Below are 12175 nucleotides of genomic sequence, written 5' to 3'. Positions count from 1 at the left end.
TACTGGGATTGAACCAGTGACCCCTGCAGTGTGAATGCAGTGCTCTTCCGCTGAGCTAATCGCCCGTCCGCGACATGGTTTGGATAAACCCGCGTGCGAGAGGCGGCGTCATGAAGCTTGGCGGCGATCCCGTCAAGGGGGCGAGGTGCCAATCGTGATCGGATGGGGCGCAAAAAACTGTCCGGAAACAGCGCCAAAGTTTAGCTATCCTATCCCCAGAGCCGCGCATGCGGGAATCAATTGGGGGACGCAAAATGAAGCCGTGCCACCCCACTTATTCGATAAGAACGGCCATTTAGGCAGGTTTTGGCCCTGAATCGCCGTCCGCAATCGGTTCCATGCAAATTTGCAATGCACCTATGATCAGTAAAAATAAGGCGAATGGCCTTGAGTGATTCATGGAAAACAACCCTATTTGGCCAAAAAAATTCTGCACAAGCTTGCAAATCTGCAATTTTCTACCGCTATTTTTCGCGAATTTGGGACATGTTGAGAAAATCTGATGTCAAGTCCTAATTTGATGATTTTTTGGTGTTTGAAGACCGCTTAAAATTCGTCGATTTTTGCCTTGAATGTGACAGGTTTGTGTAGTTAAAGCCGCCATCCAAAACAAACCGATGCTCGTTGCGGGTTTGTCTCAACCAATCAAAAACAGAAAAAATGAGGACTAAAATGGAAGGCGATTTTTGCACGAACGACGGCGCACGACGTTTGAAGCTGAAGATTCAAGAGTATTGGCGCGAGCGCGGCTATGACGTGAGCGTTGATCTGGTTGAAGAAGGTTTCGTGCCAGCTATGCGTTCGGGCCGTACCGATGTGCGCTCTGACATGGTCAATGGTTTGCCACGTCGCCGCGCCGTGACTGAAGCCGCATAAATCATTTTATCAAAAGCTGCTCGATCAGATCAGGCAGCTCATGATAATGATCGAAGATAGCGTCCGCCCCCAAGGCGGACGCTTTTTCTATGGTATAGCCAAAAGTCGCCAAGACGACGGGGATGGCGGCATTGCGCGCGGCCTGCAGGTCGGTGATGCTATCGCCCACCATCAGGGCATGGTCCACCCTGCCGCCGCTGGCCTCAATCGTATAGGTTAAATGGCGGCCATCGGGCTTGTTTACCCCTGCCTGCCCATTGGCGACGATTGCCTTAAAATAGCGCACCATATCAAAAGCCTCCAGCACGGGCTGGGCCAGATGGGCAGGCTTATTGGTGCAGACGCTTAAGATCGCCCCCCTCGCGGATAGGGCCTCCAGCGCATCTATCACCCCGTCAAACGGGACGCTTTCTTGCGTTAGGCCAGCTTGATAGACTTCGAGGAAATAAGCGACATGGGCGGCCAAGGTTTCATCATTAAAGCTCACACCAGCCGCAAGGCCCGCCTTAATCACCAAGGCGCGGGCACCTTGTCCGATCATACCGCGCACACTGGTCAATGAAATCTGCGGCAGGCCCGCGCGCACCATGACGGCATTGGTCGCGCGCACCAAATCCGGCGCGGTATCCACCAGGGTGCCGTCCAGATCAAAGGAGATCGCCAGCCCATCCATTCCGCGCATTTCCATCTTCCTTTGGTTCATCGACATAGCCGCCCAGAAAGCTTTTTCTGTTTGGCCTCTGGTCTGTCTGCCCGTTCGACGGCTAGAAGGCTAGACGTTTGGGCACAAGCCGAATCAGCATTTGCATCCTGGAAGGAAATCCCATGTCTCGCGCGCGCGCCGCCATTATTCTTGCAGCTGGACACGGCACACGTATGAAGTCGAGCGTGTCGAAAGTCCTCCACCCCGTGGGTGGCCGCCCGATGATGGCGTGGACGATTGCTTTGGCCAAAAGCTTGGGCTGTGAAAAGATCATCGTCGTGGTCGGCAGCCATAATCCAGACGCCAAGCTGGTGGCAGAGGCAAGCCTTGGCCCGGGCACTACGGCGCTGCAGGATCCCCCACTGGGCACCGCCCATGGCGTGAATGCGGCGCGCGAGGCGCTCAAAGGGTTTGAGGGGGATGCCATCGTGCTCTATGCCGACACACCCTTGATCCGTACCGAGACGGCTGCCCAAGTCTTTGACAGTCTCGTCCAAGGTTATGCCGTTTCGGTTCTGGGCTTTGAGGCCGCAGACCCCGGTGCCTATGGCCGCTTGATCCTGAATGCCTCGGGCGACCTCGATGCGATTGTGGAGGCCAAAGAGGCAAGCCCCGAACAATTGGCGGTGCGCTTATGTAATTCCGGCGTTTTGGCTGCCCCTGCTCCAATGTTATTTGAGCTCTTGTCCGAGGTTAAAAATGACAATGCCAAAGGCGAATATTATTTGACCGATGTGGTGGCCTTGGCCCGCGCGCGCGGCCTTCGCGCCACGGCTGTCCCAGGTACGGAGGATGAGGTTTTGGGCGTCAACAGCCGGGTGGAACTGGCCCAAGCCGAAGCCCAATTCCAAGCCCGCAAGCGCCAAGAGGCGATGGTGGCCGGGGTGACCCTGACCGCGCCTGACACGGTTTATTTCTCCCATGATACGGAAATCGCCAATGATGTGACGGTGGAGCCCCATGTGGTCTTTGGGCCCAAAGTGGTGGTGGAAACTGGGGCCGTGATCCGCGCCTTCTCGCATTTGGAAGATTGCTTTATCCGCAAAGGGGCCTTGATCGGGCCCTATGCCCGCATCCGTCCCGGCAGCGACATTGGCGAAAACGCCCATATCGGCAATTTTGTTGAGACCAAGAAGGCCAAGATCGGGGCCGGGGCCAAGGCCAATCATCTGACCTATCTGGGCGATGTCACCGTGGGGGCCAAGACCAATATCGGGGCGGGCACCGTCACCTGTAATTATGACGGGTTCGACAAATATCATACCGAGATCGGGGCCAATGCCTTTATCGGCTCAGACACCATGTTGGTTGCCCCCGTCACCATTGGCGAGGGCGCGATGACGGGATCAGGCTCTACCATCACCAAGGATGTGCCGGCAGGGGCTTTGGGGCTAGAGCGGGCCGATCAGCGTAATCTGGATGGTTGGGCCACCAAGTTTCGCGCCCGCAAGGCCGCTGCCAAAGCCCTGAAATCCAAGGGGGAGGGCGCGTGACCGGCCCTGACTTTGCCAAGATGCAGGCCGCCGCCGCCGCCCTTGAATATGTTGAAGACGGCATGATTGTGGGCTTGGGCACAGGCTCTACCGCCAATCACTTCATCTCCATGTTAGGCGAACGCGTGCGAGAAGGCCTTTCGATTGGCGCAATCCCCACGTCAGAGGCCAGCCGCCGTTTGGCCGCCAGCCTTGGCATCGCCTTAATCGAAGTCGACCAAGCCGACCGGATTGATGTGACGGTGGATGGCGCGGATGAAGTCGACCAATATCTCAATCTGCTCAAAGGCGGGGGCGGGGCCCTATTACGGGAAAAAATCATCGCCCATGCCACTGATCATTTGGTGGTGATTGCCGATAAGTCTAAGCTTGTCAAAGATTTAGGGGCGTTTCCTCTGCCTGTTGAAGTAACCAGCTTTGGCTTTACGATCACGGCCAAAAAAGTGTTTGATGCCCTGCGCGCCACGGGCTGTACCTCTGCCGATATCAAGTTGCGCGAAGCTGGCGCCCCCGGCAGGCCCTTTATCACCGACAATGGCAATTACATCCTAGACTGCGCCTGCCGCCACATCCCAGACGCCGCCGCCACGGCCAATGCCCTCAACACCATCCCCGGCGTCGTCGAAAACGGCATCTTCCTCGCCTTCCCCCGCACCGTCCGCACCGTGCTGCTCGGCCATGAGGATGGGGTGGATATGGTGGAGGTTTAGGGTTCAAGCACGAATGTCCCATCATCTTGATGCCTGATCGCTTTGACGCCAAAAACAACCTATGGATTTGGACTATTTTCTGGACTGTTGACATGACCAAACCAACCGAACTCGACTTCGCGATTGCTGCCATCTTGTGCGCCATCTGGCTGTTGGTTTTCGTCGGTGGTGTGCATTTGGGCCAAGACATTGGCCAGTTGATTTTTGACTAAGCCACTCCGGCACCCAACTCCCCGGCGGCTGTTGCCCGCTTTAAGGAGCTGGCGAAGGACTTCGACGCCCGGCTGCGCGCCTCACCCGGTGCGGCAGAATTGGTTTTGCGGCGAGAGGGTATTTTAACCGCCAAAGGCAATCTCACGAGACGCTATTCAGGAAGATAGGTGCACCGGCTTTCGACCAGCTTTGTGCTTGGCTATCATGTATGCGACGAGGTGGTCGCCGAAGCTGTGCTGACTGGGAAAGCCTTCAGGCAGAGTCTGAATGATTATGATTGGTTGGGTTCAGGAATATATTCTTGGGAAGCCAACCTCTCCGTGGCCCCGATGTCGCAAAAGAAATGGCGGTGCGGCGGCCTAAGTTCGTTAAGAAGCCAACCGTCATTGAAGCCGCGATCGATTTAGGGCGATGTCTCGACTCTACGACGAAAGCATCGACAGACTTGTTGGCGGTCGCTTATCAAAGTCTAGTTGAGTCCATGGCTGACTCTACAGCCCGACTGTCGAGGAATGGGGCGGACAGGCGCATGCCAAGATTGGACTTTGCCGTTGTCAAACGTCTTCTTGCCATCTCATCGCGTAAAGTGGTCAAAGCCGACATATTAATTGGAGGGCTTGGTCGAGCGCGATCCCATTTATCCAGAGGCAGGATACTTGTCTTTGCTTTTCCACTTGGAACCGCTTTGGTGAAAACCATGTTTCACCAAAACGGCCAATCGAGTTTGAGCGCGACTTCAGGGTCGTCAAGTGTCGGTTTTCTTTGAAAACCGATCGCGTCGCGACGCAGCGAAGCTGCGCACTTGACAACCCTGATGTCGCAAAAACAATTGAGGTTGCGGTTTGGTGAACCAAAGGGAGCACCAAATCGCTTCTAAGATGGACTTTCCTGCGGCAGCGATTGCGGGTCGTGGAACAGCGCATGACTTCTGCCATTCATAAAAAGACCCATTGTCAAATTTCGGCAAGAAATCTGGCTTGCATTAAGGGCGTGTTTCGGGTGCCCAAGAACCAATTGACTAACCCCAACCACATGCCCCACCTAGCAATCCCGCACCTCGGCCCCTACATGGACGGTCACGACCTTTAACGAAAGCTGACCTTCCATGACTGACGCGACCGCCTATGATTTTGACTTGTTTGTCATTGGTGCGGGCTCGGGTGGGGTGCGGGCCGCGCGGATGAGTGCGGCTTATGGGGCCAAGGTGGCGGTGGCCGAAGAGTATCGGATCGGCGGTACGTGCGTGATCCGCGGCTGTGTGCCCAAGAAGCTGTTGATCTATGCCTCTGAATTTGGCCATGAGATGGCCGATATCGCCCCCGGCTATGGCTGGACTTTTGAGGGCGCGCGGTTCGACTGGCCGACGTTGCGCGACAATGTGGGCGCTGAAGTGGACCGCTTGAGCGGGATTTATGCGCGTAACTTGCGCAATTCCTGCGTCAGCATCATCCAAGCACGCGCCGAAATCACCGGCCCCCACAGCGTGAAATTGTCGACGGGCGAGACGGTGACCGCCAAAGTCATTCTGATTGCCACCGGCGGCAAACCCTATGTGCCGAGCGAAGTGCCGGGGATTGAGCATGCGATCACCTCCAATGAAATCTTCCTGCTAGACGCGCTGCCCAAGTCGATCCTGATTGCCGGGGGCGGCTATATTGCCGTTGAGTTTGCCTTTTTGTTGAAGGGCTTAGGCGTTGATGTGACGCTGCTTTATCGCGGCGATACCGTGCTGCGCGGCTTTGATGATGATGTGCGCCTGCATGTGCATGGCGAATTGAAGCGCAAGGGCATTCGCGTGGTGACCCATACAGTCTTGGCCAGCGTTGAGAAGACCGAAACGGGCCTAATATCGCATTTGGTCAATGGCCAGACGGTCAAGACCGAGGCTTTGATGCTGGCGGTGGGCCGCGACCCCTATAGCGATGGGCTGGGCTGTGAGAGCGTGGGCGTGGCGCGCGAGACCAATGGCGCGATCAAGGTGGATGCCTTCTCCCAAACCTCTGTCCCGTCCATCTATGCGGTGGGCGATGTGACCAATCGGATGAATTTGACCCCGGTTGCGATCCGGGAAGGGGCGTGCTTTGCCGCCACCGTCTTTGGCGGCACGCCCATGGCGTTTGACCATGATACGATTGCCACCGCCGTCTTCTCCCAACCCCCGACAGGCACGGTTGGCCTGTCTGAAGCCGACGCGCGGGCAAAATATGGCCCGGTTGATATCTACAAAACCACCTTCCGGCCCATGCGCTATGTGATGCCCAATGAAGAAACCCGCATGTTGATGAAACTTGTGGTGCGCCAGAGTGATGATGTGGTGATCGGCTGCCATATCGTTGGGCCTGATGCGGCAGAAATCATCCAAGCCGTTGGCATTGCGGTGAAACATGGTCTCACCAAGGCCCAATTTGATGCCACCTGCGCGGTCCACCCCACGGTGGCCGAAGAATTGGTGACGATGAAAGACAAGTGGGTCCCGCCTATTTTATAGGCCAGCCGCACGGCCTAAGCCTTTTTCTTTCTCTGTTAGGCAATCTGTAACCCATGCTTGTTACTGACGGGTAGATTATCCCTGTGCGTGCTCTATCCACACAAAAAGCCAGGCGAGGTGCCGATGCGCCCATCCCCGCAGAGCAAAGCTGCCCCGATCCTTTTGGCGGAGTCAAACCCGCAGATCCGCTCGGCTGTGCGCTCTAACCTATTGCATTACGGATTTAGCAATATCAATGAAGTGTCTGAGTCTAAGGCATTCATCGATGCGGTCCGCTCGACTCCTTATCGGGCAATCATGCTTGATTCTGGAATTCCAAATTTGGACTCCATTGCCATCACCCGGCTGATCCGTTCGGGCAAGTTGGGTGTCAATCGCATGTCTGCCCTTATTCTGTTGGCCACGCGCAGCGACATGACCTTTGTCTATGAGGCGCGCGAGGCAGGGGTAACCGAATTGGTCGCAAAGCCGTTTTCAAGCTCAGTCTTGCTGACGCGGCTTGTTGCAGCCCTCGAAAAGCCACGACCCTTCATTTCCTCTGAAGGCTATAATGGCCCCTGTCGCCGCACCGGACGCGTCAATCCCGATATTGAACCGCCGAAGCAGCGTCGTGAGGATCAGATCTCAACCCGGATTGACGAATTGCTGGTCTTGCCGCGCCATACCCCTTGAGGAAGATCAGCCAAACAATGCAATTGTCTGGCGGCAGGCCAAAAGGGGTTTGCCGTCCGAGGCCCAGACATAAGAATTCTGGGCTGAATAGCCATCGGCAATGGCCTCGCTCTTTAAATGCGCGGCATGCCACCCGTCGGGGCTTGTCAGATCGTCGGCTAAGAAATCCACCATCCAGGTCATGGTGCTTAAAGGCGTGAAACTGTCAAACAGGCTGAGGGCGGCTGGTGGTGGCGCATCAGCCAAAGCCAGAAGCGTGGCTTCCGCAAAATCCTCATGGCTATCGAGCGCCTTGAGCCACCAACAGATATCGGCATCAGCTGCGCCCGATAGCGGCAGCCCGCCTTTGGCAACCCGCATATCGAAATGGTCGGTAAAATGAGGCAGCACCCGGTCCTTTGGCTTTGGGCGATAGACTTCATCGGGGCTTGGCAGGCTAGGCATGTCTAACAGAACTTGCCGCTTGGTCGAGACACGGCTTGCCCCAAAACAAAAGGTCGCATGCACACCAAATCCGGCTTCGCTGCTTAGGTCAGCGGTGATAAAGGCGGCAGACTTGCCCTGCCGAAGGATGGTGGGGCGGATATGCACATCCCCGGCGCTGGGGCCTGCAAAGGCAATCAAGGCAGAGCGCAAGGGCGGCAGATCTGGATAGGCCAGGCGGGTGGCATGTAGGCACAAAGCCGATGAAATGCCGCCATACAGGGTGCGGCCTTGCATCCAATCGGGTCCCACCGAGACCTGATAGCTGCCATCTTGCAGCACAAGGTTATTCAACAAATGGTCAAAGCGGGTGGGGGCGGGCGTGTCGCTCATGCGGCTAAAGCTTCCTGTACTTGGCCTAAACGGTCCTTGCCAAAATAAAGTTCGCTGCCCACGAAAAAGCTGGGTACGCCAAAAGCCCCGCGCGCGACGGCGCTTTCGGTATTGGCCATCAGGGCAGCCTTAACCTCGGGCTCGGTCGTCGCGGCCATGAGGGCAGGGCCGTCTAGCCCCGCTTGGGTCAGAACCTGTTCGATCACCGCCACATCATCCATCTTTAATCCTTCTTCCCAAAAACCTTTTAGCACGGCCCGCATATAAGGCAGACCGACGCCAGCGGCCTGGGCAGCGATCAGGCCGCGCTGGGCATGAATGGAGTTTAGCGGAAAATGTGGGTTCATTTTGAAGGCAGTTAACTGATGACGCGCGATAAAACGGCGCATCTCGAGCATCTCATAGTCCAACTTATTCTTGATGCCGCCAAAAGCCACCATGGGGGCTTGGTTGCCCGTGGCTTTGAAAATGCCACCCAACAGACAGGGCGTAATCACCAATTCCGCCCCGGTCGCCTCTAAAATTGGGCCTAAAGCCTGATAGGCCAAATAGGCATTGGGGCTTGCGAAATCGAAGATGAATTCAAGTTGTTTCATGGTTTCCTCACCAGGTTTCACTGCCGGGCCGCAGATCTAATTCATGGGTCCAAGCGCATTTATTCTGGTTCCATAACCAGACCCAATTTTTAGCCGCCTCATCCACTTGGATGATATCGCCTTTTGCCAAGCGTGCCTCATAATCGGGCAATAAGCCTTTGATAAAGCTACCTTCCACCATGCCGTCTAAGATCACATGGGCGACATGCAGGCCCTTGGGGCCTAATTCGCGCGCCATGCTCTGGGCCAACGCGCGCAAGGCATGTTTGGCCCCAGCAAAGGCGGAAAATCCCTCGCGCCCGCGAAAGCTTGCGGTGGCACCGGTAAAGATGATGGTGCCGCGCCCGCGCGGGCTCATCACGCGCGCTGCCTCCCGCCCAGCGACAAAGCCTGCAAAGGCCGCCATTTCCCAGACTTTTTGATACACGCGGGAGGTAGTCTCCGTGATCGAAAAGCGCACATTGGCCCCAATATTGAAGGCCACGACCTCCAAATCACCAATCTCAGCCTCAATCTTGTTGATTAAAGCCACCATCGGCTCTTCCTCACGCGCATCCAAGCCAAAGGCATAGGCCTCTCCGCCCTGATCGCGGATGGACTGGGCCAAGGCCTCTAGGCTGTCGAGGTTGCGTGGGCGGCGCGTCACGCACACGATCAGGCCTTGGGCGGCAAAGGCACGTGCAATGGCCCCGCCAAGGCCATCGCCGGCCCCCACCACGAGACAAACTTTCGCGCGCTCTTGTGTCATGCTTGCGTTTTCCTTGGGCAGAGGCCTATAGTCAGTCCATAAACTAAACGCACTTAACGGGCGGCGCTGGTCAACGTCAATCACCTCCGCAGCGTCAACTAAGAGAGTATTTGCATATGCGCTGGCGTGACCTTGAAACAGCCGATTGCCCCATCGCCCGGGCCATGAGCATTTTGGGCGATCGCTGGACCTTGATGATCCTGCGCGACTGTTTTTTTGGTGTACAACGCTTTGAAGCGTTTCAAGCCAATCTGGGCCTTTCCCGCACGATTTTGCGCGACCGACTGGCGCATTTGGTGGAAGCAGGCATTTTGGTCCAGCGCCCCTATCAGGATCGCCCAGTGCGTTATGATTATGTCCTGACCGCGAAGGGGCGTGCGCTGAATGGGGTGATGCTCATGCTGGGCGAATGGGGTCGCACAGCGGTAGAAGGCCAGCCCGAAACCCAAATCCGCCACCGTCACCAAACCTGCGGCCATATCTTAACCCCCTATGTGGCTTGTGCGGCCTGCGGGGAAGAAGTGGTGGCTAAGGACGTGCGGGCGGTGCGGGCGATTGGTTCTGTTTGATCTTGAACCGCATGATCGCTTGAGATCCCCGCTCGCAGCGCACGCTTTCACCGAGATGGCGTTGCGAGAGCGGGCAGCGCCTTCATCTTGAAGCGGTTGGTGCGCCGTCCAGCCTACCAAACCGCTTTCAATATCCTGGCCGGGCCATGAGGCGCGTCACGTGCAGATTTCCGGTGGAAATCTGGCGCGAAGCGGACGAAACGTGTCATATCGCCCATAGAGAACTGAGATTGGCCTTTGGTGTAGGCAGAGCTTGGCCCAAAGCCTTCAGCCTGCGATGTGCGCGCTGCGGCACAGTCGCCTATAGCCGTAAGCGGCTCACCTGCACCCCAATCGCAAAGGCTGTTTTGCCCGTGGCGGCCACGCGTACCTTATTGACGGCAGGACCCATGTCGGGGGCCGGGGTCCAGCTTTTGCCGCCATCTTGGGTCGCAAAGCCTTGCTGGCGGGTGCCGATAAAGCCGCGATCGGCGTCGACAAAGCCAATCCCAAATTGGCGCGCCGCCGCATCTTGGGTCAAAGGCATTTCGACCCAGCTTTTGCCGCCATTGGTGGTTTTGATAAACAGCTGATTGGCATTTTTCTCGTCATAGGATTGCACGGTGGCATAGCCAATCTCCTTGGTTGGAAAACTCATTTTCCAGCAATTTTCGAGATTTCGCCTCCCGCGATAGGCCTCTTGCCACGTTTTGCCACCATCGTCTGTGCGCAGGATCAGGGCTTGGGCCGCTTCTAAATCAGGTGAGCTTGCCGCGCAGACAAATCCAATGCTGGGGCTTAAGAATTTCACATCCAAAATCATGCCGGCTTGTGCGGTCAGGTCGAGCACATGCCAATTTTCACCACTGTCTTCAGAGCGCAAAATGAAGGCGGGGCCGCCCACGCGGCCTGCGGCATGGATCAGGTGGCTGACTTTGGCCTCCCCCTGATAAATACGGCGCATGGGTAGACAATCAATGCCACAAATACCCTTTACCCGCTCGATCCCAACCGCCATCACTTTCTGCCAACTTTTGCCACCATCGCGGGTGCGGTAGAGCGGGTGGGGGTCGGTGACGCCTGGATAATAATCGGTCCCAACATTGCCCAGAAAGCCGGTTTGGGCATCAACAAAACCCAGCGCGCGGATGAAGGTGCCAGGCTGATCCCAGATTTTGGACCAATGATCGCCGCCATCGACGCTTTGGTATAATTTCCCGGCCCCGTTGCCATACCAAGCCGTTTGGCCATCGGCCAGAACAACCAGATCATCTTGCTTGCCACGATAGGGCTCGGTCGCGAGTTTTTGCCAAGTTGGGCGGGTGGCGTCTGCATGGACAGCGGTTGTTGCCCCACTGGCCATGAAGCCCGCTAGGCCGAAAGAAAGTTCACGCTTGGTCAGGTCAAAAGTCATATGAGGCGCCCCCACTTCATCCAATGCCCGTCCCCTAACCCGTGGGTTGGTGCGGTCAAGTTAAAGCTTGGTAGGGTTTAGCTTGGGGACGGACTTATCGGTTTCCAAACCATTTTGTCCCCGCTTGCCACTTCCTTCCGGCGGGGATGGCATTGTGGCGGCGGGGAAAGTTTTTTGTCTAGAAGCGCTTTGGTGACCCTTCTGGTCACCCAACCGCAACCTCTAGCGTGATCGGGTGATTTGTCGCGTCAAGTCGCCCACCAACAAGTGAGTTTGGCCTTTGGGGCAGGCACAGCCTGCACCAAAGCCTTCCAGATAAAACCCTTTTTCACGGTGTCATCCCGGACGGCGTGAGCCGATCCGGGACCCTGTGCCGCACAAGCACAAGGAGGTCCCCGCTCTGCGCTTCGCTCCGGCGGGGATGACGGTGGTTTTGGTTAGGTTTTTATCTAGAAGCGCTTTGGTGCCCATTCTGGTCACCCAACCGCTACCAAAATTGTTATTGCGACATCGGGGTAGTCAAGTGTCCGTTTTCTTCGAAAACGGATCGCTTACGACGCAGCAAAGCTGCGCACTTGACGACCCAGATGTCGCGGCCATCCTCGATCATCCATTTTGGTGAAACAAGGTTTCCACCAAGATGGGTCCAGATGGAATCTCCCCTCTCCCCCTGGGAGAGGGGTAGGGGGTGAGGGCTTACAGTCGCCAAGAAAGTAGTGGTGGACCATCCTAAGCCCCAGAACACACTATCGTTTTGTGCCGGATAAGCCCTCACCCCCGCCCCCTCTCCCGCAGGGAGAGGGGAGCGCATAGAACAAAACTTATCCCCCTGTATCCAAGCCTCGCATAACCTTTAGCCATCTCCAATGAGAGGGCGTTGTTGCTGCAGCGGCAACAC

Annotated in this window: 11 protein-coding genes and 1 tRNA gene; 6 read left to right on the top strand and 6 right to left on the bottom strand. The window is 56.5% G+C overall.

From position 1 onward, the window contains the following. A tRNA-Val gene (locus B7364_RS00150) sits at positions 1-57 on the bottom strand. Between the two features lie 615 nt (positions 58-672). Here B7364_RS00150 and B7364_RS00145 point away from each other — a divergent pair. Next, on the top strand, positions 673-876 hold the full coding sequence (locus tag B7364_RS00145; RefSeq protein ID WP_085337917.1) for a phosphoglycolate phosphatase: 204 nt from the start codon (positions 673-675) through the stop codon (positions 874-876). Position 877: 1 nt separating this feature from the next. On the opposite strand, the gene B7364_RS00140 is transcribed toward B7364_RS00145, so the two are convergent. After that, positions 878-1558, bottom strand: coding sequence for an HAD-IA family hydrolase (locus B7364_RS00140; RefSeq protein WP_157893374.1), 681 nt, complete (start codon positions 1556-1558; stop codon positions 878-880). Between the two features lie 143 nt (positions 1559-1701). On the opposite strand from B7364_RS00140, the gene glmU reads away from it, so the two are divergent. The 4 genes from glmU (at position 1702) to B7364_RS00110 (ending at position 7155) form a co-directional block, all read left to right on the top strand. Next, entirely contained in the window at positions 1702-3072 is a 1371-nt protein-coding gene (gene glmU / locus B7364_RS00135) for a bifunctional UDP-N-acetylglucosamine diphosphorylase/glucosamine-1-phosphate N-acetyltransferase GlmU (protein WP_085337915.1), read from the top strand. Beyond that, positions 3069-3782 carry a ribose-5-phosphate isomerase RpiA gene (gene rpiA, locus B7364_RS00130; RefSeq protein WP_232780757.1) on the top strand — a complete coding sequence of 238 codons (714 nt, stop codon included), beginning with the start codon at positions 3069-3071 and terminating at the stop codon, positions 3780-3782. The genes glmU and rpiA overlap by 4 nt, the downstream gene beginning before the upstream one ends. Positions 3783-5100: 1318 nt before the next feature. Beyond that, positions 5101-6483 (top strand): glutathione-disulfide reductase, encoded by a 1383-nt coding sequence (gor, locus tag B7364_RS00115; RefSeq protein WP_085337912.1) that lies wholly within the window; start codon positions 5101-5103, stop codon positions 6481-6483. A gap of 123 nt (positions 6484-6606) precedes the next feature. Beyond that, positions 6607-7155 carry a response regulator transcription factor gene (locus B7364_RS00110; RefSeq protein WP_157893373.1) on the top strand — a complete coding sequence of 183 codons (549 nt, stop codon included), beginning with the start codon at positions 6607-6609 and terminating at the stop codon, positions 7153-7155. A gap of 6 nt (positions 7156-7161) precedes the next feature. On the opposite strand, the gene B7364_RS00105 is transcribed toward B7364_RS00110, so the two are convergent. Genes B7364_RS00105 through B7364_RS00095 form a run of 3 tightly spaced genes read right to left on the bottom strand, consistent with a single transcriptional unit; the run spans position 7162 to position 9315 of the window. Next, positions 7162-7971 (bottom strand): thioesterase family protein, encoded by an 810-nt coding sequence (locus B7364_RS00105; RefSeq protein ID WP_085337910.1) that lies wholly within the window; start codon positions 7969-7971, stop codon positions 7162-7164. Beyond that, positions 7968-8567 carry a 2-hydroxychromene-2-carboxylate isomerase gene (locus tag B7364_RS00100; RefSeq protein ID WP_085337918.1) on the bottom strand — a complete coding sequence of 200 codons (600 nt, stop codon included), beginning with the start codon at positions 8565-8567 and terminating at the stop codon, positions 7968-7970. Before B7364_RS00100 ends, B7364_RS00105 begins: the two co-directional genes overlap by 4 nt. A 7-nt stretch (positions 8568-8574) precedes the next feature. Beyond that, positions 8575-9315 (bottom strand): SDR family NAD(P)-dependent oxidoreductase, encoded by a 741-nt coding sequence (locus B7364_RS00095; protein ID WP_085337909.1) that lies wholly within the window; start codon positions 9313-9315, stop codon positions 8575-8577. 116 nt (positions 9316-9431) lie between these two features. On the opposite strand from B7364_RS00095, the gene B7364_RS00090 reads away from it, so the two are divergent. Beyond that, positions 9432-9884 (top strand): winged helix-turn-helix transcriptional regulator, encoded by a 453-nt coding sequence (locus B7364_RS00090; RefSeq protein ID WP_085337908.1) that lies wholly within the window; start codon positions 9432-9434, stop codon positions 9882-9884. A 301-nt stretch (positions 9885-10185) separates the two neighbouring features. Here B7364_RS00090 and B7364_RS00085 read toward each other — a convergent pair whose 3' ends face one another. Further along, positions 10186-11277 (bottom strand): WD40/YVTN/BNR-like repeat-containing protein, encoded by a 1092-nt coding sequence (locus B7364_RS00085; RefSeq protein ID WP_085337907.1) that lies wholly within the window; start codon positions 11275-11277, stop codon positions 10186-10188. Positions 11278-12175 lie beyond the last annotated feature (898 nt).

Origin of the sequence: Aquidulcibacter paucihalophilus (assembly GCF_002105465.1) — a bacterium.
Taxonomy (GTDB): domain Bacteria; phylum Pseudomonadota; class Alphaproteobacteria; order Caulobacterales; family Aquidulcibacteraceae; genus Aquidulcibacter; species Aquidulcibacter paucihalophilus.
This window is presented reverse-complemented; position numbering and strand designations above follow the sequence as displayed.